Raw genomic sequence first — 20,427 nt, 5'->3', positions numbered from 1 at the left:
CGACATGCGCGTTCTCGGCATCGAGACCACCTGCGACGAGACGGCCGCGGCCGTGGTGCGGTCCACCCAGGACGGGGACGCCGAGATCCTGTCCAACGAGGTGCTGAGCCAGATCGCCGAGCACGCGCCCTATGGGGGCGTCGTGCCCGAGATCGCGGCGCGCGCCCATGTGGAGGTGCTGGACCGGATCGTGGCGCGGGCGCTGGAGCGCGCCGGGCTGCGCCTGTCGGAGGTCGACGCCGTCGCGGCGGCCGCGGGGCCGGGGCTCATCGGCGGCGTCATCGTAGGGCTCACGACCGCCAAGGCGCTGGCGCTGGTGGCCCGCAAGCCGCTGATCGCCGTCAACCACCTGGAGGCTCACGCGCTCTCGGCGCGGCTGACCGACAAGGTGGCCTTTCCGTATCTGCTGCTGCTGGTTTCGGGCGGCCATACGCAGCTGCTCGCGGTCAAGGGCGTTGGCGACTATGTGCGGCTCGGGACCACGATGGACGACTCCATCGGGGAGGCCTTCGACAAGACCGCCAAGCTGCTGGGCCTGCCCTATCCGGGCGGGCCGCAGGTGGAGAGGGAGGCCGAGCGCGGCGATCCCGAGCGCTTCGCGCTGCCCCGACCGATGGCCGGGCGGCCGACGGCGGATTTCTCGCTCTCGGGGCTGAAGACCGCCGTGCGCATCGAGGCCGAGCGCATCGCGCCGCTGACCGCGACCGACGTGGCGGATCTCTGCGCGTCGTTCCAGGCGGCGGTCGTCGACGTCGTGGTGGACCGCACCCGCGTCGCGCTGCGGCTCTTCGGCGAGCGCGCCGGCAAGCCCAACGCCCTGGTCGTGGCCGGCGGCGTGGCCGCCAACCAGGCGGTCCGGCGGGCGCTGCAACGTCTCGCCAGCGAGGCCGGGCTGCGGCTCGCCGCGCCGCCGCTGGAGCTGTGCACCGACAATGGCGCGATGATCGCCTGGGCCGGCCTGGAGCGGTTGCGCAAGGGCATGATCGACGGGCTGGGCGTCGCCCCGAAGGCGCGCTGGCCGCTGGCGGAGGCCGGAGCGTGAGCGCCGCCGCGCCGCCGCTTTTCGACCCCATCGGGGTGGTGGGGGCCGGCGCATGGGGCACCGCGCTCGCCAACGCGGCCGCCGCGCAGGGCCGGCGGGTGCTGCTCTGGGCGCGCAATCCGGACGACGCGGCGGCCATGCGGGCGTCGCGCCAGAACGCCCGCCATCTGCCGGGCGCGCCGCTGGCGCCCACGGTCGAGCCCACCGCGGACCTGGCCGAGATGGGCGCGGCGCGCGCCGTGCTGCTGGCCGTTCCGGCCCAGGCGCTGCGCTCGGTCGCCGAGGCGTTGGCGATCGTCCTCAAGCAGGGCGTCCCGGTCGTGGTCTGCGCCAAGGGCATCGAGCGCGCGACCGGACTGTTCATGACCGAGATCGTGGCCGACCTGCTGCGCGGCGCCATGCCGGCGGTCCTGTCCGGCCCCAGCTTCGCCGAGGACGTGGCGCGGGGCCTGCCGACCGCCGTCGTGCTGGCCGCCCCGCTGGAGCCGGCCGCCGAGGCGCTGGCCAAGGCGCTCTCGTCGTCGACGTTCCGGGTCTATCACGGGACCGACATGCGGGGCGTCGAGATCGGCGGCGCGGCCAAGAACGTGCTCGCCATCGCGGCCGGCATCGTGGCCGGGCGGCGCCTGGGCGAGAGCGCCAAGGCCGCCCTGACGGCCCGGGGCTTCGCCGAGCTGTCGCGCTTCGCCAGGGCCTATGGGGGCCGGCCCGAGACCCTGATGGGCCTGTCGGGCCTGGGCGACCTCATTCTGACCTGCGGATCGGCGAAGTCGCGCAACTTCGCCCATGGCTTCGATCTCGGGGCCGGCATGGCGACGGGCCAGGCGGGCGCCGGCAAGCTCGCCGAGGGCGTGTTCACCGCGCGGGCGCTGGTGGGCATGGCGCAGGCGCGCGGCGTGGACATGCCGATCGCGACGGCCGTGGACCGGGTGCTGTCCGGCGATCTCGGGATCGACGAGGCCATCGAGGCGCTGATGACGCGCCCGGTGAAGGCCGAGGGGTGAGGATGGCGCGGGCGCCGCAGGATCTGATAGAAGTCGGCGCGAAAAGCCCCGGCGCGGCCCCGCCGGCCCTGGCGCCGCCCCCCGCCCGACGCAAAGCGAGACCATGACCGAGCAGCCGATCCCGACCCCGCAGGCGAACGACGATCCCGGCCTGCTGGAAGGCAAGCGCATGCGCAAGCTCAACCCCATCCTCAAGCTGGCGCTGGAGATGGGGCCGCTGGTGATCTTCTTCCTGGCGAACCAGCGGGCGGGCATCTTCATCGCGACGGGCGTGTTCATGGCCGCCGTGCTGGTCTCGCTGGCCGTCTCCTACGCGCTGACGCGCCACCTGCCGATCATGCCGATGGTGACGGCCGTGGTGGTGCTGGTGTTCGGCGGGCTGACGCTCTGGCTGCAGGACGATCACTTCATCAAGCTGAAGCCCACCATCGTGAACTCGCTGTTCGGCGTGGTGCTGCTGGGCGGCCTCGCCTTCGGCCGGCCCTTGCTGCCCGTCGTGCTCGACACGGTGTTCCAGCTCGACGACGCCGGATGGCGCAAGCTCACCTTCCGGTGGGGCCTCTTCTTCTTCGCGCTGGCGGCCATCAACGAGGTCGTCTGGCGCACCCAGACGACGGACTTCTGGGTGAACTTCAAGGTGTTCGGCATCATGCCGCTGACGCTAGCCTTCGCGCTGTCGCAGACGCCGCTGATCCTGCGCCATGAGGTGAAGGAGGCGACGACGGCGGAGTGAGGCGGGCGTCCGTCGCCGAGAGCATGCTCTCGTTTCCTGGTGGTCGCACGCTGTTGCGTGAAAAGCCGGTTTCCACCTTTTCGCAGCGTGCTCTACAGCCACTCCGCCCAGCGGCCGTGAAAGTCCCCGCGCGCCAGCAGCCGCGTCTCTCCGCCGGGCCAGAGCGTCAGGCGCAGCCCCGCCGAGCGCGGGTCGCCGTCGGCCTCCAGGCGGAGCCAGGCCAGCGGCTCGCCGCTCGAAGCCGCCGCGCCGGCCGCCTCCATGGCGTTCTGGATGCGCGCCTGGACGGCCGGGGGCAGGTACTGCCACACGATGGAATGGTACAGCGTTCGGCATCCGCCGGGCTCGCGGGGCTCGGCGAGACGCCGCTCGACCCAGTCGGCGGCGTCCGCCTTCTCGACGCGCCAGGGCGCGGCCGCCGCCGCGTCCAGCGCGGCCTCAAGACGCGCGAGGCGCTGCGCCTGGTCCGGCCACACATAGGCGAGGAGGCGCTCGCGCGCGGCCGGGTCGGCCGGATCGAGCGGATTCTGGTCGCAGGCCGCCCGGGACCGGACCCGCAGCGGCGCGTCGAGCGGCGGCGGGCGAAGGCCGCGCCAGTCGCAGGCCAGCCGCACCGGCGCGTCCTCCCCGGCCGCCGCGGACGCATGGCTTCCGGCTTGGCCCAGCTCATAGGCGTAGCGGTCGAAGCCCATGTTCAGGCCGGCGCTGGCCCCGATCTCGAGGACGTCCAGCGGCGCCTGCGTCTCCCGGGCGAGGACCAGGAAGCCGCCGATCAGCACGCCGGACCGGGCGACCTCGTTCGTCTGGGGCGGGCTGTCCAGGAATGCCGCGAGCTCCCGGTCGTGGGACGCCAGCGCATGCCGCACGCCCTCCCAAAGCGCGTCCGGACCGGGAAACGGGGCCGGTGGATACAGGCGGGCGAGCGGCTCATAGCCGCGGCGAGCCAAGGCGTGCAGCGCGCCGGCGGCCCGCAAGGGCAGCGCGTCGGCCCCCGGCGGTCCCGGCCAGTCCAGGATGCGGCGTCCGAAGGCGGTGGCGCGGTCGAGGCGCTCCGCCATCAGCCGGCAGAGGGCGGCCGTGAAGGGCGAGCCGAGGTCGCTGCAGGCCCCGGCCTGGCGCTCGAAGCTGGAACGGATCGTCTGCTCCGCCATGGGGGTCTCCGCGCCCGCTGGCCGACCGGCCTCAGCCCTTGCCGGCGCCGGCCTTGCGGATCGCCTCCCCAAGCGGGCCGGCGATGGCCTCGGGCGTGATCGGGCCGATCTGCTTGTAGGCGATGGTCCCGTCCGGGGCGATCACGAAGGTCTCGGGGACGCCATAGACGCCCCAGTCGATGGCGGCGCGCCCGGCCGTGTCGGCGCCGACGGCCGCATAGGGGTTGCCCAGCGCGCCGAGGAACCGGCGGGCGTTTTCGCCCTGGTCCTTGTAGTTCAGGCCCAGCAGGCGGACGCCGGGCGTCCGGGCGAGCTCGACCAGCATCGGGTGCTCGGCCCGGCAGGGCACGCACCAGGAGGCCCAGACATTCACCAGCGTGACGCCGGCGCCCTTCAGGTCGGCGCTCGACAGGCCGGGGACGGGCTGGCCGTCGCGCATCAGGCCCTCGAGCGGGGGCAGCGAGAAGGCCGGTACGGGCTTGCCGATCAGCGCGGAGGGGATCCGCGAGGTGTCGGATCCGTCCAGGCGGGTCAGGAACAGGAAGGCCAGCCCGGCGAACAGCGCCAGCGGCGCGAGCACGGCCCAGCGCCGCACCGTCGGGCGGGGCGCGTCGACCTGCGGCTCCGACGGCGAGGGGAGCGTCTCGGGCTGGAGCGACATCCTAGGCTCCCGAAGCTGCGGCGGACCGGCGGCGCGCGCCGCGCTCCTCCAGCCGGGCGAGTTCGGCGCGCAGCGCCCGGTGCTGCAGATAGGCGCGCAGCCCCAGGACCAGGAACACCGCCGCGGCGGCCGCGTAGGAGACGACGATGAAGCCGGTATGCGGCGCGGCCATCAGGGATGCTCCAGGGCCGGAGCGGCGCCGCCGAGGTCCGGCTCGCGCTGGGCGGCCATCAGCCCGAGCGTCCGCACGCGGCGGCGCAGGATCTCGTTGCGCATCCCGGCCATGTGGAGGGCGGCGAAGACGCAGGTGAACCCGGCCGCCATCACCAGCAGCGGCCAGAGCATGCTGGCGTCGATGGTCGAGCCGCCCATGCGCAGCACGCTGGCCGGCTGGTGCAGCGTGTTCCACCAATCGACGGAGAACTTCACGATCGGGATGTTGATGAAGCCCACGAGGGTGAGCACCGCCACGGCGCGCGCCGCCCGGGCCGGGTCCTCGATGGCGTTCCACAGCGCCACGACGCCGCAATACATCAGGAACAGCACGAGCACGGAGGTCAGCCGGGCGTCCCACACCCACCAGGTGCCCCACATCGGCTTGCCCCACAGCGAGCCGGTGACGAGGCAGAGCAGCGTGAAGGCGGCGCCCAGCGGCGCGGCGGCCTTCTGGGACACGTCGGCCAGCGGGTGACGCCAGACGAGCGTGCCGATGGCGGAGAGCGCCATCAGGCTGTAGCACGCCATCCCGAGCCAGGCGGCCGGCACGTGCACATACATGATCTTGACGGTCTCGCCCTGCTGGTAGTCGGCCGGCGAGACGGCGACGAGCGCGAGCGCGACGGCGATGAGCACGGCGCCAAGCGTCGCGAACCCGGGGATCAGCTTCCGGGCGAGCTCCAGGAACAGGGTCGGGTTGGCGTAGCGCAGCATGGTTCTGCTTCTACTGGCAGGAGACCCGGGCCGCAATGCGACGAAACCCGCATGCGGCGCGCCCGTTCCGCCCTCCCGCCGCGCGGACCCGGTCCGCGCGGTCCCCGGTCAGCGCCGCGAGGCCGTCGAGGTCACGCCGGAGACGTGGTTCAGGCTGACCCAGGCGGTCTCCAGCTGGCTCTCGCGCTTGACGAAGACGTAGCCGGTGGCCTGCCAGCTCAGGACGTCGTCGCGCTTGTTGTCGAGCACGAAGTCGCCCCGGTCGGTGCGGATCATCAGCACCGCGTGCCCCTCGTTGTTCTCGTCCAGCACCACCGTCATCGGCATGGCGCGGCGCGAGAAGCCGGCCGAGACGAGCATGCGGCGCTTCAGGAGCTGGTAGTCCTCGCAGTCGCCATAGCCGTCCTCGGCGAAGTCCCAGCGGTCGACGACGCCCCAGTGCTCCATGTCGGTGAGAGGCTTCACCACCCGGTTCACCCGGGAGTTGATCTCGACGATCGTCTTCCACGCCGTGGGCGTCAGGGCGACGCGCTCCGGCTCGGCGACGTCGATGGCGCACTCGGCGGGGCGCTTGGCGCAGAATTCCTGCCACGCCGCGATGGGCCGCGCCGCGCCTGCGGCGTTGGCGGGCGGCACCGGGCTGGGCAGCGACGCCAGGCGCTCGCCGGCGGCGGCCGCCCCGGAATGAGTCAGGCCTGCAAGGGCAAGAACGGCTGCCGTGGCGGCATGTATAGGCGTGCGGCGGAGTAATGACCAGGAAGACATGACCATCCCTTTGTTCGGGATGATCCTTGTCCGCCTCTTGCAATCGATCGCTGATGGAAATGCGTCAAATTTGAATCAGCCGGCCATTACTGTCCCGGTGATCCAACGGAATGGTATTTTGAATCGAGATCTGAAAAGTCGCGTTTATGCGGTCGCGGCGAGGAGTCGTTAACCCTGCCGCCGGGGGCGGCCGGCGCAGCCCTGCGGGGCCCGCCGGCGCCGGTCCGGTCACATGTAGAAGGGGATGCGGTAGAAGTCGTAGACGCTGCGTCCGTAGTCGGGGTCCTTCCAGGGGGTCTCGGCGGCCGTATAGCTCGGCGCGTGCTCCAGCTCCTCCTTGGTGGTGTCCACCACGTAGCCGCCCATGCGGGTGTCGTAGTCGAGCTTCTTCCACGGGATGGGATGGTAGCGCTCCCCCATGCCGAGAAAGCCGCCGAAGGACATGACCGCGTAGGCGACCTTGCCGGTCACCTTGTCGACCATGAAATTGTAGACCGAACCCAGGCTGTTGCCCTGCCGGTCATAGACGCTCGTGCCCTCGACCTTGTCGGAGCCGATCAGGCGCTCGGTTTCGTTGATGGGCAGCCCGCGCTGATGCGTCGGGCCTGGATGCGCGTCGCTCATGACATCCTCCTGCATCGGTTCGCTCGCCTGGCCGCGGGTCACTTCGGGTCGACCGAGGGGTTTCCGCCCGGCGAGCCGGGAGGCGGAATGACCGGCGTCGTTCCGGGATTGGGAACGGGCGCGGGCGCGGCGATGCCGGGATCCGTGCCGGACGGCGGCTTGATGACGCCGTCGGACTTGTTCAGCTGATCGCTGAGGGTGCGGCCGCGGATCGTCCCGGTGGTGTCCGAGCCGGGGCCGGACTGGCTCTGGTTCAGCGGGGGGTCGATCTTCTCCGGGACGGTGGTCTTCGGGTCCGGCATGTTCGGGTCCTTGACCTGCGCCTGCGCGAGGGCGCCGGTCGCGGCGGCGCATGCGAGGGACGCCAGGGCGGCGAAGCCCAGGCTTCGGAACGTCGAGATCCGTCTCGAAAGCATGCGGTTCTCCTGCTGATCGTTGTCCTTGTGGCGAGTCAACCGATCAGCGCATGCGCGGTTCCCGGCGGCGCTCGCGGTGGGGCGGCCGATCTGGCACAAAGCGGTTGCCCGTCGCCCAGCCCCCGGCCAATGTGCCGGCTGCGCCGGGAGCGCGCATCGCAAGAAAGAGCATCGGGAGATCGGGCATGAGCGCAGGCAGCAAAGTCGCCATCGTGACGGGGGCGGGGACCGGGGTCGGCCGCGCGACCGCGCTCGCGCTCGTGAAGGACGGCTATGCGGTCGCACTGGCGGGCCGCCGCCGCGAGCCGCTCGAGGCGACGGCCGCACTGGCCCCCGCCGGCGCGCGCACCCTCGTGCAGCCGGCCGACGTGGCCGATCCAGCCTCCGTGCGGGCGCTGTTCGACGCCACGGTTTCGGCTTTCGGCCGCGTCGACGTGGTCTTCAACAACGCCGGCACGGGCGCGCCGGCGATCCCGCTCGAGGAACTCAGCTTCGAGCAGTGGCGCATGGTGGTGGACGCCAATCTGACGGGCGTGTTCCTGGGCATCCAGAACGCCTTCCGGGTGATGAAGGACCAGAACCCCCGGGGCGGGCGCATCATCAACAACGGCTCGGTCTCGGCCTATGCGCCGCGGCCCAACTCGGCCCCCTATACGGCCACCAAGCACGGCGTGCTGGGGCTGACGCGCTCGGCGGCGCTCGACGGGCGCAAATACGACATCGCGGTGGGGCAGATCGACATCGGCAACGCCGCCACCGACATGACCGAACGGATGACGGGCGGCGTCATGCAGGCCAACGGGACCATGGCGCCCGAGCCGCGCATCGACGCCGATCACGTCGCCCGCGCGGTGGTCTACATGGCCAACCTGCCGCTCGACGCGAATGTGCTGAACATGACCGTGATGGCGACCAAGATGCCGTTCGTGGGACGGGGCTGAGCTGATCGGGCGTGCAGCCGTCCGCCGTCAAGTGCGGCCCTCTCACGTGAAGTTGAACGTCTCTCGTCTTCTCGACCGTTAAGTTCGGCCTCCGCGCCCTAACTTGACGCGTGTCGCGGCCGACCCGGCCGCGACGAGACGAGGAGACGTCCCCCGCATGTCGATCGACCGCCGCACATTCATGGCCGCCGGCGCCGGCCTCGCCGCCGCCGCCGTCGCGCCTTCCGCCCAGGCCGCCGCCCCCAAGCTTGGCCAGCAGACCGCCGGCGCCTACCGCTACAAGGTCGGCGACTACGAGATCACCGCCATCCATGACGGGATCAACCGGCTGAAGCTGACCGAAGGCTTCGTGCGCAACGCCAAGCTGCCGGAGGTCCAGGACGCCCTCAAGCAGGCCTATATGTCGCCCGAGGAGCTGCCGATCACCTTCACGGTGCTGGTGGTGAACACGGGCTCCAAGCTGATCCTGTTCGATACCGGCCTCGGCGGCCTCGGCGGGCCGACCAACGGCCTGATGATCCCCAACATGAAGGCCGCCGGCATCGATCCCGCGGCGATCGACGCCGTCGTGATCAGCCATTTCCATGGCGACCACATCAACGGCGTCCGGCCGAAGGAGGGCATCGAGGGCTTCTCCAAGGCCGAGATCCTGGTCCCCGCCAAGGAGTGGGACTTCTGGATGGACGACGCCAAGATGGCGCAGGCGCCGGAGGGCTTGAAGGGCAATTTCCAGAACGTGCGGCGCGTCTTCGGGCCGATCGCCAAGGACGTGAAACGCTACGACTGGGACAAGGAGGTCGCCCCCGGGATCACGGCGATCGGCGCGCCGGGCCATACGCCCGGGCACACGATCTTTTCGGTCGCGTCGGGCTCCGACCGGCTGATGATCCTGTCGGACGTCACCAACCATCCGGCGCTCTTCGTGCGCAATCCCGACTGGTCGGCCGTGTTCGACCAGGACGCCGAGATGGCCCGGGCGACGCGCCACAAGGTGCTCGACATGGTTGCGGCCGAGCGCATGCACGTGGCCGGCTTCCATTTCCCGTTCCCGGCCAACGGCTACATCGCCAAGGACGGGAAGGGCTATGAGCTCATCCCCGCGCCCTGGACGACCGTGCTCTGAGGCTTTGATCTAGGAGCGCCGGGACCGCGTTTCGTCCCGGCGCTCGCCGACCGCGACGGCCAGCGTCATCGCCAGGCAGAAGGTCGCCGACATGGAGCGGAACGCCGCGTAGTCGGCCTCGATGATCTCGAACCACACCGCGGCCTGCTCGGTGAGCGGGCTGAACGGGCTGTCGGTGAGGGCCACCACGGGCACGCCCCGTCCGGCTGCCGCGCGGGTCAGCTCGATGGTGGCGGGCGTGTAGGGCGAGAAGCTGATCGCCACCAGCGCGTCGCGCGGGCCGGAATGCGACAGCTGGTCCGCCCCCAGATGGGCCACATTGTCGATTAGGACGCTGCGGATGCCCAGCTTGGGAAGCGCGTAGGCCAGGTAGGCGGCCACCGGGAAGGCGCGGCGAAGCCCGACGAGATAGATGGTCTCGGCCGATCCCAGGATGTCGATGGCGGTCTCCAGGTCCTGCCCGGAGATGGTCTGGCGCACCCGCTGCAGGGACGCCGCCGCGGTCTCGGCGAAGCCGAGAAGCAGCCCCATGGGGTCGCCGGCGGCCGGCTTGACGTCGTGCAGCGATTGCAGCCGCTCGCCGTAATCGGGCCACCGGTCCCGCAGCCGGTGCCGGAACACGCTCTGCAGGTCCGAGAAGCCCGAATAGCCCACCGCCTTTGCGAAGCGCACCAGGGTGGAGGGCTGCACCCGGGCCAGCTGGGCGATGCTGGCGGCGGTGCCGAAGGCCAGTTCGTCCGGATGCGACACCGCGAACTCGGCCACTTGCTGCAGGCGGGCGGGCAACTCGCCACGGCGGGCCATCAGGACGGTCTTGAGGCTGTCGAAGTCACGGGGGGCGTCGGGCTGCATGCGTCATCCGGGAACGCCAAGGGAGCGCCGCCCAGATGAGCACGGATGGAACGTCTGTTTCAAGCTTGGAACGTCTGTGACGGGCTTTCGCCGTCAGGCGGGGGCCACCCAGGCGAAGGCCCATGTCTCCGTCAGGGCGTGGCCGTCGACGGTCAGGAAGGCCCTGAGCTCGGCCGTGGCGCCCTTGTCGGCCTCCACGTCCAGATAGGCCCGGAACCCCTGCGTGACCGGATTGGGCTCCAGCACCTGCCGGGTGACGCGCCCGCCCTGGGCCTGCACGACGACGCTCACTTTGCGGGGCGAGGCGAGGTAGAAGGGCAGGTCGCCGGACGTGAAATCCACCAGGAACCGCCGCTTGGACGCGCCCGCCGCGGGCGGCGGCCCGGAGAACGCCGTCTGGAACGTGCCGGTGACCTTGCCGCCCCGATGCAGGTCGCGCTGGTCGAGCGAGCGGATCACATAGGTCAGCTCCAGCGGGGTCCCGGGCTCCGGGGCGCGGGCCGGCCGCCAGAACGCGACGATGTTGTCGTTGGTCTCGTCCGGGGTGTTCAGCTCGACGAGGTCGACGCTGCCCTCGCCCCAGTCGCCGCCCGGCTCCACCCAGTAGCTCGGGCGAAGGTCGTAGCGCGCCTCCAGGTCCTCATAGCGGGCGAAGTTGCGGTCGCGCTGCAGCAGCCCAAAGCCGCGCGGGTTGCGGTCCATGAAATGGGAGCTGCGCGGGGCCGGCGGATTGGCGAGGGGGCGCCAGATCCATTCGCCGCCGCCCGTATGGACCAGGAGCCCGTCGGAGTCGTGGATCTCGTTGCGGAAGTCGTCGCGCAGCCGGCGATCGTTCTCGCTGGTGAAGAACATCGAGGTGAGCGGCGCGATGCCGACCGCCTGGATGGGCTTGCGGGGAAACAGGGTGCTGCGCACCTCCACCGTGCTCTCCGGGCCCGGCCGCACCACGAACTGGTAGGCGCCCGTCACCGACGCGCCGTCCATCAGGGCGTAGAGGACGACGAATTCCGCGCCCTTGCCGGGCTGCTCCACCCAGAACTCCCGGAAGAACGGAAACTCCTCGTCGGCCTGGCCGCTGCCGATCGAGAGCCCCCGGGCGGACAGGCCGTAGCGCTGCCCGCGCGACAGGAACCTGAAATAGCTCGCCCCCAGGAAGACCACGAGCTCGTCCAGCTGGTCCGGGCTGTTCAGCGGGTAATGCAGCCGGAAGCCGGCGAAGCCCAGGCCGACCGGGAGCGGCCGGTCGAACTTGTTCTTGCCGTAGTCGAACAGCGAGGCCGAGTAGGGCACGGGCGCCGGGACGCCGCCACTGACGATGTTCACCGTCACCGGGCGCTTGAACAGGAATCCCGGGTGGAAGAGCTGCATCCGGAAGGGGCTGTCCTCGCCGAGGAGCGCCTTCTCGGGGCGAAAGCGGATGTCCCGGTAGGCGTCGTAGTCGAGAGAGGCCAGCGCCTCCGGCAGGGCCGGCGGGGCGGACTGGAACGGCTCCGCCGCGAGCCGGCGGGCGCGCTCCACCACGTCCTCGAAGCGGAAGCTCGGCTGCGGCGGCTGCGCCGGCGCGGTCTGGGCGAAAGCCGGAGGGGCGGCGGCCAGCGCCGCAGCGCCGGCGAGGGCGGCGGCGAAACGTCGACGGTCGATGCGGTCCTGCGGCACGTGCGAGTCACCCTGAGCTTGACCAGCCCCAACGCCGGCGCGCCGCAGGCCGTTCCCTCGGGGCCGCTACGCCGCCCGGGCTAGGCAGGCGCTACTCGGCGGCGTTCAGCCGGCTGACGGGCGTGATCCGCAGCGCCGTGATGCGGTTGCGGGACTTGCGCAGCACCTGGAAGCGGTAGCCGTAGAAGGTGAAGACCTGCCCGGCGTCCGGGATGATCTGCGCCTCGTGGATGACGAGGCCCGCGATGGTGGTGGCCTCCTCGTCGGGCAGCCGCCAGTCCATGGCGCGGTTGAGGTCGCGCACCGGCACCGACCCGTCGACGCTGACCGAACCGTCCGCATGCGGACGGACGCCCTGCACGCTGAGGTCGTGCTCGTCCTTGATGTCGCCGACGATCTCCTCGAGGATGTCCTCCAGGGTCACCAGGCCCATCACCTCCCCGTATTCGTCGACCACCAGGGCGAAGTGCGTCTTGCGGCTCAGGAACGCCTTGAGCTGGTCCGCCAGCGAGGTGGTGTCGGGCACGAACCACGGGTCCAGCGCGATGGCCTTTACGTCCAGCCGGGCGGCCTCGCCCTTCACGGCGTCGAGGGCGCGCAGCAGGTCCTTGGCGTGCAGCACGCCGATGATGTTCTCCGGGGTGCCCGACCAGAGCGGCAGGCGCGTATAGGGCGAGGCCAGCACCTCGCGGACGATCTCCTCGGAGGTCAGGTCGGCCGAGATGGTCCGCATCTTGGTGCGGTGGATCATGACGTCGGAGACGCCGAGCTCCTCCAGGTCCAGCAGGCCGCCGAACATGCGGCGCGCCTCGGTCTCGACGCCGCCCTCCCAGTGCAGCAGCTCGACCGTCCCGCGGATCTCCTCGCTGGCCGACAGGACGCTCTGGTTCTCGCTGATGTCGATCTTGAAGAGGCGCAGCACCGCGCGCACGAAGGCCTCGATCGCCATGGTGAGCGGCCCGAACAGCGCCACCACCCAGGAGACCGGTCGGGCCAGCAGCAGCGCGGCCTGGTCGGGCTTGTTGATCGCCACGGTCTTGGGCATCACCTCGGCGAAGACGACGACCAGGATCGACATCACGACCGTGGCGTAGAGCACGCCCTCCGAGCCGAAGAACTGCACCAGCACGCTGGTGGTGAAGGCCGAGGCGCCGATGTTGACGACGTTGTTGCCGATCAGCATGGCCCCGATCAGGCGTTCGCGCAGCATCAGGAGCTTGTTGACGATGGCGGCGCGCTTGTCGCCCTGCTGCTGCATCGCGTGCATGCGGGCGCGGGACGCGGCCGTCAGGGCCGTCTCGGCTCCCGAGAAGAACGCCGACAGCGCCAGGCAGAAGATCACGATGGCGAGGGCGAACCAGGGATTGGCCTGGACCTCTATGCTTTCCATGGGGCTAGAATCAGGGTCTCCCCAGCTCCTCGTCAAGGAAGGCGCGAACCGGATCCGCCTCCACGCCGCGCGCGATGAAGCTCTGTCCGACGCCGCGCGCCAGGATGAAGGTCAGCGCGCCGCGCTTGACCTTCTTGTCCTGGAACATCGCGTCCAGGATGGCGTCCGCGCCGGCCTCCCATCCGGGGATGTCGCGGATGCGGGTCGGCAGCCCGACCGTGCGCAGGTGGCCCTCGACGCGGCCCGCGTCCTGGCCGGCGCACAGGCCCTGGCGGTTCGAGAAGCGGTAGGCGCAGCACAGCCCGATCGCCACCGCCTCCCCATGCACCAGGCGCGAGCCGTCATAGAAGGTGAGGCGCTCGAAGGCGTGCGCGAAGGTGTGGCCCAGATTGAGAAGCGCGCGGTCGCCCTCCTCGCGCTCGTCGCGCGCCACCATGGCGGCCTTGGCGGCGCAGCTGGCGCGGATCGCGTGGGTGCGCTCGGGCCCGCCGGCGAAGACGCCGCGGTGGTTCTGCTCGAGCCAGGCGAAGAAGCCGGGGTCGTCGATCAGCCCGTATTTGACCACCTCGGCGTATCCGGCGCGGAACTCGCGGGCCGGCAGCGTGTCCAGCACGCCGACATCGGCCAGCACGAGGGAGGGCTGGTGGAAGGCGCCGACCAGGTTCTTGCCGTGAGGCGAGTTGACGCCGGTCTTGCCGCCCACCGACGAATCGACCTGGGCCAGGAGGCTCGTCGGGATCTGGACGAAGCGCATGCCGCGCCGCACGACGGCGGCCACGAAGCCGGCGAGGTCGCCCACCACGCCGCCGCCGAGCGCCACGACCACGTCGCCGCGCTCCATGCGGGCCGCGATCACGGCGTCGCAGACGGTCGCGAAGACCGAGTAGCTCTTGGACGCCTCGCCGGGGGCGACCACGATGCGGGCGGACCTGACGCCGGCCCGCTCGAGCGCCGCCTCCAGGGTGGGCAGGTGCTCGCGGGCGAGGTTGTCGTCGGTCACGATGGCGCAGGCCGCGCCCGGGGCCACGGCCGCGATGGCCTCGCCGGCGCGCTCGATCAGCCCGCGCCCGATCCGGATGTCGTAGGCGCGGTCGCCCAGCGGGACGCGGACGACCTCGTGCGCTTGCGCGCTCATGCCGACGCCTCCTGGCCGAGGCGCTCGGCGAGCTCCTGGATGATCTCGTTGACCACCACCTCGTGCGGGACGTCGCGCGACAGGACGGTGAGGTCGGCCAGCGCGTAAGTGGGATAGCGGTCGTCCATGAGGCGCTTCAGCGTCTGCTCCGGATCCGGGTTCTTCAGCAGCGGCCGGTTGGACCGCTTGCGCACGCGTCGCATCAGCACGTCGAAATCCGCCTTGAGCCAGACCGAGATCCCCGAGCGCGCCACGCGGTCGCGGGTCTCCTGGCTCATATAGGCGCCGCCGCCGGTGGCCAGGACCTTGGCCCCCTCCGCCAGCAGCCGGGCGATGACGCGGCGCTCGCCGTCGCGGAACTCCGCCTCGCCGCGGCTGGCGAAGATCTCCGGGATGGTCATGCCGGCGGCCTTCTCGATCTCGACGTCGGCGTCCGAGAAGGGCAGCTGCAGGCGGGTGGCGAGACGGCGCCCGACCGAGCTTTTGCCGGCGCCCATCATGCCCACGAGCACGATCGACCGGCCGGCCAGCCCGCTGCGGATGGTCTCGACGGGCGATGGGCCCATGGCGGCGCCGCTCGCTGCAGTGATGCCCATGGATTCGGCGACGACGCTCAACTCAGTTCCCCAGCCGGCTGGCTCTCCCGGCTTCCTCTAGCACGGACCGCACCGGCATTTCACGCCCCTTGCGTTCAACCAGAGGGCGTGGTCGAAAGAGACATCGCCACGATGAGCCCACCGTGCCCGTCATCCTCCGTTTCCTGCTGATTTGCGCTATCCTGGCCGGATGCGTCTATGGGGGCATGCTGGCCCTCGCGACCCTGTATGAGCCGGAGCAGCGGGAGATCACGGTGACGATCCCGGCCTCCAAGCTGCCCCGATGAAGCCCGCAGGCGCCCGACGCCCGCGGTCGCAGCCCGCCGCGCCCCGGCGGTCGCCCCGCGCGGCGGCGGCGAAGCCGGCCGGAATCGGCGAATCGCCCGTCGAATCGTTTCTGTCCATGATGGCGGCCGAGCGCGGCGCGGCGCGCAACACGCTCGACGCCTACCGGCGCGACCTGGAGGACTACGCCGGATTCCTGGCGAGCGAAGGCCAGGGGCCGCTCGACGCCTCCACGGAAGCCATCCGGGCCTATCTGGACGATCTCGCCGCCCGAGGGCTGAAGGCGTCGTCGGCGGCGCGGCGGCTCTCGGCCGTCAAGCAGCTGCACAAGTTCCTCTATGGCGAGACCTACCGGACGGACGATCCCACGGTGGCGCTGGCGGGCCCCAAGCGGGGCCGGCCCTTGCCCAAGGTGATGAGCATCGACGACGTCGACCGCCTGCTGGCCGTGGCCGCGGAGGGCGTCGACGACGCCGGGCGGCCCATGGGCGAGCGCATCCGGGCGGCGCGCCTGTCGGCGCTGCTGGAGGCGCTCTACGGCACGGGCCTGCGCGTCAGCGAACTCGTGGCGCTGCCGGCGAGCGCCGCGCGCGTGCGCGAGCCGATCATCACGGTGCGCGGCAAGGGCGGGAAGGAACGGCTCGTGCCGCTGAACGACCGCGCCAAGGCGAGCCTCGCCCGCTATGTCGCCCTGCGCGATGAGGCCCGCTCGCGCGACCGCGCCCTGGGCGCCCCGAACGCCTGGCTGTTTCCAGCCGACAGCGAGAGCGGCCACCTGACCCGGCAGGCTTTCGCGCGCGACCTCAAGGCCTGCGCGGCGGCGGCCGGGCTCTCGGCCGACGCGGTCAGCCCGCATGTGCTGCGCCACGCCTTCGCGAGCCACCTGCTGCACAACGGCGCCGACCTTCGCGTCGTCCAGCAGCTGCTCGGCCACGCCGACATCTCGACCACGCAGATCTACACTCACGTGATCGACGAGCGGCTGAAATCGCTTGTGAGGGATCTTCATCCCTTGGCGGACGACTAAACCTGCGGTTGCTTGCGGCCCGCCAGGGGCGCGGCGAAGCTTGAGGATCGCCTCGCCGGAACATCCCATGGCCCGCTATCTCGTCGCCCGCCGCTTCGCGCTCGTCGCCGCGTTGTTCGCGCTCGCCGCTCTCGCGGTCCGCCCCGCGAGAGCCGAGGATCCCACCCCGCAGCTCGTCCAGATCGGGTCCATGCAGGCCCAGCTCTTCCTGCCGCCGGGCGGCGGCCAGCGTCCGGTCGTGATCTTCTCCCACGGGCGCGCCACGAAGGCCGAAGGCCGGGCGGCCCTTCGCAACCCGATTCCGCTCGGACACGCCGGCTACTGGCTCGGCAAGGGCTTCGCCGTCGTCGCGCCCATCCGGCCCGGCTACGGCGCGACGGGCGGGCCGGACCGCGAATCGAGCGGCGCCCGGTGGGACGAGCAGGGCCGCTGCCTGGGCGCGCCCCACGCCATGCGGGCCGCCAACACGGCCGCGGACGCCGTGGAGGAAGCGCTCGCCTGGGTGCGCGCGCAAGGCTGGGCCCGGCGGGACCGCATCCTCCTCGTCGGCCAGTCCGTGGGAGGCCTCGCCAGCGTCGTGCTCGGCGGCCGCAATCCGCCCGGAGTGATCGGGGTCGTCAATTTCTCGGGCGGGACGGGCGGCGACCCCGTGCGGCATCCAGGCCAAAGCTGCGGGGTCGAGGACGTCGCCCAGGCCTTCGCCGCGGCGGGGCGAAGCTCGCATGGGCCGTCGCTGTGGCTCTACGCCGTGAACGACCAGTATTGGGGCGCCGAAGCCCCCGCGCTCTGGAGCAAGCGCTTTGCGGAGGCGGGCGGTCGCGTCCGATTCGTCATGACCGGGCCCGTGCCTGACCCCGACGGCCACAACCTGATGCGCCGGGGCGGCCGACTCTGGTCCGAACACGTCAACCCGTTCGTGAGGACGCTCGGGCTCTGAGATCATTCCGCCATGGGCGGAACCGGGGTTCCGCCAGCCGCGAGGCTCGTCTAACGCCCGCGGGTGAGCACCAGCACGGCCTGTTCGCCGAAGAGGTTCCACACCCACCAGGGCATGGTGAAACGCACCTGGTTGCCGCCGGCGTCCAGCGCCACGCCCTTTTCGATCTGGGCCCCGATCTCGTCCACCAGCGCGATGAAGTCGCGGATCGTGCAGAAATGGATGTTGGGCGTCTCGTGCCATGACACCGGCAGGTTCTCGGTGACCGGCATGCGGCCGCTGAGCGCCAGCTTGGCCCGGATCTTCCAGTGGCCGAAATTCGGGAAGGACACGATGGCGCGCCGCCCGATGCGCAGCATGTGCTCCAGCACCACCTTGGGCCGGCGGGTCGCCTGGATGGTCTGCGACAGGATCACATAGTCGAAGCTGTCGTCGGGGTAGTCGGCGAGGTCGGTGTCGGCGTCGCCCTGGATCACCGACAGGCCGCGCGCCACGCATTCGTTGACGCCCTTCTGCGACAGCTCGATGCCGCGGGCGTCGACGTCGCGGCCGTCCTGCAGCATGCGCAGGAGCGTGCCGTCGCCGCAGCCGACGTCGAGCACGCGGGAGCCGGGCTCCACCATGCCGGCGACGAGCAGCAGGTCGATGCGGGTGGCGGACGCCCCCGTCGGGAACTGGATGTCAGCCATGCCGGGCTCCGGCGCCGTCGGGGCCGGGAAGCCCGCGGGCGCGAGCGGCCGAATCGATGAAGCCGCGCGTCGTGGCGAATAGCTCCGGCAGGTCGAGCAGGAAGGCGTCGTGGCCCTTGTCGGTCTCGATCTCGACGAAGGACACCGAGGCCCCGGAGGCGTTCAGCGCATGCACGACGGCGCGCGAATCCGAGGTGGGAAACAGCCAGTCGGACGTGAAGGAGACGACACAGAACTTCGTCTTGGAGCCCCGGAAGGCCTGGGCCAGCCGGCCGTCATAGTCGGCGGCGAGGTCGAAATAGTCCATCGCGCGGGTGAGGTAGAGGTAGCTGTTGGCGTCGAAGCGTTCGACGAAGGAGCGGCCCTGGTAGCGCAGATAGCTCTCGATCTCGAAATCGGCGTCGAACGAAAAGGTCGGGGCGGCGCGATCCTGCAGCTTGCGGCCGAATTTCCGGTGCAGGGCGGGCTCCGACAGATAGGTGATGTGCGCCGCCATGCGGGCGACCGCCAGCCCCTTCTCGGGCCGCGCGCCGTCCTGCAGGTAGCGGCCGGCCTTCCAGTCGGGGTCGGCCATGATGGCCTGGCGCCCCACTTCGTGGAAGGCGATGTTCTGGGCCGAATGCTTGGCCGCGGTGGCGATCGGCAGGGCGCAGAACACCCGCTGCGGGAAGCTCGCGGCCCATTGCAGCACCTGCATGCCGCCCATGGAGCCGCCCGCCACGCAAAACAGCGTGTCGACGCCCAGATGGTCGACCAGCATCGCCTGGGCGCGGACCATGTCGCGGATGGTCACGACCGGGAAATCCAGCGCGTAGGGGCGGTCGTCGACCGGCGCGCGCGAGGCCGGGCCGGTGCTGCCCATGCAGCCGCCCACCACGTTCGAGCAGATGACGAAGAAGCGGTTGGTGTCGATCGGCTTGCCGGGGCCGATCATGGTCTCCCACCAGCCGTTCTTGCCGGTCAGCGGATGCACGCTGGCGACGTGCTGGTCGCCCGTCAGGGCGTGGCAGATCAGCACCGCGTTGGACTTGTCGGCGTTCAGGGTCCCGTAGGTCTGGTAGGCGATCGTGAGCGGCGAGAGCGCGACGCCGCAGTCGAGATGGAGCGGCTGGTCCGCGCCGAAGCGCGCCACGAGGCTCGAGGGTTCATCGGCCTCGTTGGGGGCGGGGGATGGCGTCGCGTGCGTCCCGAGGGTGCGTGGCATCGTTCCGCTGTCAGTCCGTATTGTTCGGAGAACAGAACGAAACGGGTAGCGGGGGATCTTTCCGGCCGCAAGTCAATTCGTATTCCGGCCGCCGTTTCAACACCTTGCGCATCAGGCCGGCTCACGCCGCCGCGGTCTCCCAGACCTCGCCCGGACGCAGCGCCCGGAACCGCTCCGGGGCCACCCCGTGAAGCGCCAGCGCCTCCGCCAGCGCCGCGGGCGGACGCTCGATCCCCTCGTCGGTGAGCTTGAAGGTGCCCCAGTGGTGGCCCACCGCATGCTCGGCCCCGCAGGCGAGCAGCGCCCTCACGGCGTCGTCGGGGTTCATGTGCTGGTCGCGCATGAACCAGCGCGGCTCATAGGCGCCGATCGGCAGCACCGCCAGGCGCGGCGGCCCGTGCTTCTCGCGCACCCGCGCGAAATGCGCCCCGTCGCCGAAGCCCGTGTCGCCGATATGGTAGACGGCCCCGGCGGGTCCCTCAATCACGAAGGCGGCCCAGAGCGCCTTCAGGCGGTCTAGCACGCCCCGCGCCGACCAGTGCAGCGCCTGCTCGGCGTGCAGGACCACGCCGTTGCCGACGGGGACGTTCTGGCCCCAGTCGAGCGTGGCGTAGTCGGCGACGACGCCGGCGTCGCGCATCACGGCGTCGTTGCCGAGAGGCGTCACGATGCGGGGCGAGAAGCGCGCCGACAGGCGCTTCAGGGTCTCCACGTCGAGATGGTCGTAGTGGTTGTGGGTGACGATCACGACGTCGATGGGCGGCAGGTCGTCGAACGCCACGCCCGGCGCGTTGACGCGGCGCGGGCCGGCGAAGCTGACCGGCGAACAGCGCTCCGACCACACCGGGTCGGCCAGGATGTTCAGCCCCGCAGTCTGGATCAGGAAGCTCGCATGGCCGATCAGGGCGACGCGCAGGCCCGCGCCCTCGACGCGCGCCGGGGGCTTGTCGCGGAACGGGCTCGGGAAGGCGGCCGGCCAGTCCTCCTTGCCGTCGCCCAGGCGCCAGCGGATGAGCTCCTTGAGGCCCTTGGTGTTGGGCCCGCCCGGATTGAAGAAGCGCACGCCGTCGAAATGATCGCTCGGCGGGCCGGCGTAATAGGGATTGGCCCGGGCCCTGAAGCCCATCAGGCCCATCGCGGCCGCGGCCGCCGCCGGAATCGTCGCCATCGTCATCAGGGTTCGCCTGTTCATGGCCTTGTAGATGGTCGGCGGTCCGCCGGCGGCAAGGCGGCCCCGGCGTTCCTCTGCGGATCGCGCGACGGGCC

23 protein-coding genes are annotated in these 20,427 nt (G+C 71.1%); 8 read left to right on the top strand and 15 right to left on the bottom strand.

Annotated features, from left to right (window positions below; translation table 11 throughout):
• The first annotated feature begins 4 nt into the window (after positions 1 to 4).
• The 3 genes from tsaD to ABEG18_RS23330 all read left to right on the top strand — a co-directional run bounded on the left by tsaD (position 5) and on the right by ABEG18_RS23330 (position 2,779).
• Positions 5 to 1,042, top strand: a complete 1,038-nt coding sequence (gene tsaD, locus ABEG18_RS23340; RefSeq protein ID WP_406855428.1) for a tRNA (adenosine(37)-N6)-threonylcarbamoyltransferase complex transferase subunit TsaD — start codon at positions 5 to 7, stop codon at positions 1,040 to 1,042.
• Positions 1,039 to 2,046, top strand: a complete 1,008-nt coding sequence (locus tag ABEG18_RS23335) for an NAD(P)H-dependent glycerol-3-phosphate dehydrogenase (protein WP_406855427.1) — start codon at positions 1,039 to 1,041, stop codon at positions 2,044 to 2,046. Before tsaD ends, ABEG18_RS23335 begins: the two co-directional genes overlap by 4 nt.
• 169 nt (positions 2,047 to 2,215) lie before the next feature.
• Entirely contained in the window at positions 2,216 to 2,779 is a 564-nt protein-coding gene (locus tag ABEG18_RS23330) for a septation protein A (protein WP_406858692.1), read from the top strand.
• A 92-nt stretch (positions 2,780 to 2,871) separates the two neighbouring features.
• Here ABEG18_RS23330 and ABEG18_RS23325 read toward each other — a convergent pair whose 3' ends face one another.
• From ABEG18_RS23325 to ABEG18_RS23295, 7 genes are all read right to left on the bottom strand, one after another.
• Entirely contained in the window at positions 2,872 to 3,930 is a 1,059-nt protein-coding gene (locus ABEG18_RS23325) for a DUF2332 domain-containing protein (RefSeq protein ID WP_406855426.1), read from the bottom strand.
• Positions 3,931 to 3,961: 31 nt separating this feature from the next.
• Complete coding sequence (locus ABEG18_RS23320; protein ID WP_406855425.1) at positions 3,962 to 4,591, bottom strand: DsbE family thiol:disulfide interchange protein; 630 nt, start codon at positions 4,589 to 4,591, stop codon at positions 3,962 to 3,964.
• A gap of 1 nt (position 4,592) precedes the next feature.
• Positions 4,593 to 4,763 (bottom strand): heme exporter protein CcmD, encoded by a 171-nt coding sequence (gene ccmD, locus ABEG18_RS23315; RefSeq protein ID WP_406855424.1) that lies wholly within the window; start codon positions 4,761 to 4,763, stop codon positions 4,593 to 4,595.
• The gene (locus ABEG18_RS23310) at positions 4,763 to 5,521 is read right to left on the bottom strand and encodes a heme ABC transporter permease (RefSeq protein WP_406855423.1); all 759 of its coding nucleotides are present in this window, start codon (positions 5,519 to 5,521) and stop codon (positions 4,763 to 4,765) included. Before ABEG18_RS23310 ends, ccmD begins: the two co-directional genes overlap by 1 nt.
• Positions 5,522 to 5,629: 108 nt before the next feature.
• Positions 5,630 to 6,286, bottom strand: a complete 657-nt coding sequence (locus tag ABEG18_RS23305) for a transglutaminase-like cysteine peptidase (RefSeq protein WP_406855422.1) — start codon at positions 6,284 to 6,286, stop codon at positions 5,630 to 5,632.
• 228 nt (positions 6,287 to 6,514) lie between these two features.
• Positions 6,515 to 6,910, bottom strand: a complete 396-nt coding sequence (locus ABEG18_RS23300) for a PRC-barrel domain-containing protein (RefSeq protein ID WP_406855421.1) — start codon at positions 6,908 to 6,910, stop codon at positions 6,515 to 6,517.
• A 38-nt stretch (positions 6,911 to 6,948) separates the two neighbouring features.
• Positions 6,949 to 7,326, bottom strand: a complete 378-nt coding sequence (locus ABEG18_RS23295; RefSeq protein ID WP_406855420.1) for a hypothetical protein — start codon at positions 7,324 to 7,326, stop codon at positions 6,949 to 6,951.
• Positions 7,327 to 7,511: 185 nt separating this feature from the next.
• Here ABEG18_RS23295 and ABEG18_RS23290 point away from each other — a divergent pair, with 185 nt between their 5' ends.
• Complete coding sequence (locus tag ABEG18_RS23290; protein ID WP_406855419.1) at positions 7,512 to 8,267, top strand: SDR family oxidoreductase; 756 nt, start codon at positions 7,512 to 7,514, stop codon at positions 8,265 to 8,267.
• Between the two features lie 157 nt (positions 8,268 to 8,424).
• Positions 8,425 to 9,390, top strand: coding sequence for an MBL fold metallo-hydrolase (locus ABEG18_RS23285; protein WP_406855418.1), 966 nt, complete (start codon positions 8,425 to 8,427; stop codon positions 9,388 to 9,390).
• A 9-nt stretch (positions 9,391 to 9,399) separates the two neighbouring features.
• Here the strand turns inward: ABEG18_RS23285 and ABEG18_RS23280 are convergent, their stop codons facing one another.
• The 5 genes from ABEG18_RS23280 to ABEG18_RS23260 all read right to left on the bottom strand — a co-directional run bounded on the left by ABEG18_RS23280 (position 9,400) and on the right by ABEG18_RS23260 (position 14,989).
• Positions 9,400 to 10,242 (bottom strand): MurR/RpiR family transcriptional regulator, encoded by an 843-nt coding sequence (locus tag ABEG18_RS23280; protein WP_406855417.1) that lies wholly within the window; start codon positions 10,240 to 10,242, stop codon positions 9,400 to 9,402.
• 93 nt (positions 10,243 to 10,335) lie between these two features.
• Positions 10,336 to 11,898 carry a glucan biosynthesis protein gene (locus tag ABEG18_RS23275; RefSeq protein WP_406855416.1) on the bottom strand — a complete coding sequence of 521 codons (1,563 nt, stop codon included), beginning with the start codon at positions 11,896 to 11,898 and terminating at the stop codon, positions 10,336 to 10,338.
• 91 nt (positions 11,899 to 11,989) lie between these two features.
• Positions 11,990 to 13,288, bottom strand: coding sequence for an HlyC/CorC family transporter (locus tag ABEG18_RS23270; RefSeq protein WP_406855415.1), 1,299 nt, complete (start codon positions 13,286 to 13,288; stop codon positions 11,990 to 11,992).
• 10 nt (positions 13,289 to 13,298) lie between these two features.
• Complete coding sequence (aroB, locus tag ABEG18_RS23265) at positions 13,299 to 14,423, bottom strand: 3-dehydroquinate synthase (protein ID WP_406855414.1); 1,125 nt, start codon at positions 14,421 to 14,423, stop codon at positions 13,299 to 13,301.
• Positions 14,420 to 14,989, bottom strand: a complete 570-nt coding sequence (locus ABEG18_RS23260; protein WP_406858691.1) for a shikimate kinase — start codon at positions 14,987 to 14,989, stop codon at positions 14,420 to 14,422. Before ABEG18_RS23260 ends, aroB begins: the two co-directional genes overlap by 4 nt.
• A gap of 173 nt (positions 14,990 to 15,162) precedes the next feature.
• Here ABEG18_RS23260 and ABEG18_RS23255 point away from each other — a divergent pair, with 173 nt between their 5' ends.
• The 3 genes from ABEG18_RS23255 to ABEG18_RS23245 all read left to right on the top strand — a co-directional run bounded on the left by ABEG18_RS23255 (position 15,163) and on the right by ABEG18_RS23245 (position 17,268).
• Positions 15,163 to 15,306 carry a histidine kinase gene (locus ABEG18_RS23255; protein WP_406855413.1) on the top strand — a complete coding sequence of 48 codons (144 nt, stop codon included), beginning with the start codon at positions 15,163 to 15,165 and terminating at the stop codon, positions 15,304 to 15,306.
• 116 nt (positions 15,307 to 15,422) lie between these two features.
• Positions 15,423 to 16,331 (top strand): site-specific tyrosine recombinase XerD, encoded by a 909-nt coding sequence (locus ABEG18_RS23250; protein WP_406858690.1) that lies wholly within the window; start codon positions 15,423 to 15,425, stop codon positions 16,329 to 16,331.
• A gap of 67 nt (positions 16,332 to 16,398) precedes the next feature.
• Complete coding sequence (locus ABEG18_RS23245; RefSeq protein ID WP_406855412.1) at positions 16,399 to 17,268, top strand: dienelactone hydrolase family protein; 870 nt, start codon at positions 16,399 to 16,401, stop codon at positions 17,266 to 17,268.
• A 50-nt stretch (positions 17,269 to 17,318) separates the two neighbouring features.
• On the opposite strand, the gene metW is transcribed toward ABEG18_RS23245, so the two are convergent.
• From metW to ABEG18_RS23230, 3 genes are all read right to left on the bottom strand, one after another.
• On the bottom strand, positions 17,319 to 17,957 hold the full coding sequence (gene metW / locus ABEG18_RS23240; RefSeq protein WP_406855411.1) for a methionine biosynthesis protein MetW: 639 nt from the start codon (positions 17,955 to 17,957) through the stop codon (positions 17,319 to 17,321).
• Positions 17,950 to 19,161, bottom strand: a complete 1,212-nt coding sequence (locus tag ABEG18_RS23235; protein WP_406855410.1) for a homoserine O-acetyltransferase — start codon at positions 19,159 to 19,161, stop codon at positions 17,950 to 17,952. Before ABEG18_RS23235 ends, metW begins: the two co-directional genes overlap by 8 nt.
• Before the next feature lie 121 nt (positions 19,162 to 19,282).
• Positions 19,283 to 20,353 (bottom strand): MBL fold metallo-hydrolase, encoded by a 1,071-nt coding sequence (locus ABEG18_RS23230; protein ID WP_406855409.1) that lies wholly within the window; start codon positions 20,351 to 20,353, stop codon positions 19,283 to 19,285.
• Positions 20,354 to 20,427 lie beyond the last annotated feature (74 nt).

The sequence above is a fragment of the Alsobacter sp. KACC 23698 genome (assembly GCF_045348435.1).
Lineage (GTDB): Bacteria > Pseudomonadota > Alphaproteobacteria > Rhizobiales > Beijerinckiaceae > Alsobacter.
This window is presented reverse-complemented; position numbering and strand designations above follow the sequence as displayed.

What these genes read in the sequence shown, in the direction of transcription:
- tsaD (WP_406855428.1), top strand. Translation starts at nt 5, where the DNA reads ATGCGCGTTCTCGGCATCGAGACCACCTGCGACGAGACGGCCGCGGCC.
- ABEG18_RS23330 (WP_406858692.1), top strand. Translation starts at nt 2,216, where the DNA reads ATGCGCAAGCTCAACCCCATCCTCAAGCTGGCGCTGGAGATGGGGCCG.
- ABEG18_RS23325 (WP_406855426.1), bottom strand. Translation starts at nt 3,930, where the DNA reads ATGGCGGAGCAGACGATCCGTTCCAGCTTCGAGCGCCAGGCCGGGGCC.
- ABEG18_RS23320 (WP_406855425.1), bottom strand. Translation starts at nt 4,591, where the DNA reads ATGTCGCTCCAGCCCGAGACGCTCCCCTCGCCGTCGGAGCCGCAGGTC.
- ccmD (WP_406855424.1), bottom strand. Translation starts at nt 4,763, where the DNA reads ATGGCCGCGCCGCATACCGGCTTCATCGTCGTCTCCTACGCGGCCGCC.
- ABEG18_RS23310 (WP_406855423.1), bottom strand. Translation starts at nt 5,521, where the DNA reads ATGCTGCGCTACGCCAACCCGACCCTGTTCCTGGAGCTCGCCCGGAAG.
- ABEG18_RS23305 (WP_406855422.1), bottom strand. Translation starts at nt 6,286, where the DNA reads ATGTCTTCCTGGTCATTACTCCGCCGCACGCCTATACATGCCGCCACG.
- ABEG18_RS23300 (WP_406855421.1), bottom strand. Translation starts at nt 6,910, where the DNA reads ATGAGCGACGCGCATCCAGGCCCGACGCATCAGCGCGGGCTGCCCATC.
- ABEG18_RS23295 (WP_406855420.1), bottom strand. Translation starts at nt 7,326, where the DNA reads ATGCTTTCGAGACGGATCTCGACGTTCCGAAGCCTGGGCTTCGCCGCC.
- ABEG18_RS23290 (WP_406855419.1), top strand. Translation starts at nt 7,512, where the DNA reads ATGAGCGCAGGCAGCAAAGTCGCCATCGTGACGGGGGCGGGGACCGGG.
- ABEG18_RS23285 (WP_406855418.1), top strand. Translation starts at nt 8,425, where the DNA reads ATGTCGATCGACCGCCGCACATTCATGGCCGCCGGCGCCGGCCTCGCC.
- ABEG18_RS23280 (WP_406855417.1), bottom strand. Translation starts at nt 10,242, where the DNA reads ATGCAGCCCGACGCCCCCCGTGACTTCGACAGCCTCAAGACCGTCCTG.
- ABEG18_RS23270 (WP_406855415.1), bottom strand. Translation starts at nt 13,288, where the DNA reads ATGGAAAGCATAGAGGTCCAGGCCAATCCCTGGTTCGCCCTCGCCATC.
- aroB (WP_406855414.1), bottom strand. Translation starts at nt 14,423, where the DNA reads ATGAGCGCGCAAGCGCACGAGGTCGTCCGCGTCCCGCTGGGCGACCGC.
- ABEG18_RS23260 (WP_406858691.1), bottom strand. Translation starts at nt 14,989, where the DNA reads ATGGGCCCATCGCCCGTCGAGACCATCCGCAGCGGGCTGGCCGGCCGG.
- ABEG18_RS23250 (WP_406858690.1), top strand. Translation starts at nt 15,423, where the DNA reads ATGATGGCGGCCGAGCGCGGCGCGGCGCGCAACACGCTCGACGCCTAC.
- ABEG18_RS23245 (WP_406855412.1), top strand. Translation starts at nt 16,399, where the DNA reads ATGGCCCGCTATCTCGTCGCCCGCCGCTTCGCGCTCGTCGCCGCGTTG.
- metW (WP_406855411.1), bottom strand. Translation starts at nt 17,957, where the DNA reads ATGGCTGACATCCAGTTCCCGACGGGGGCGTCCGCCACCCGCATCGAC.
- ABEG18_RS23235 (WP_406855410.1), bottom strand. Translation starts at nt 19,161, where the DNA reads ATGCCACGCACCCTCGGGACGCACGCGACGCCATCCCCCGCCCCCAAC.
- ABEG18_RS23230 (WP_406855409.1), bottom strand. Translation starts at nt 20,353, where the DNA reads ATGAACAGGCGAACCCTGATGACGATGGCGACGATTCCGGCGGCGGCC.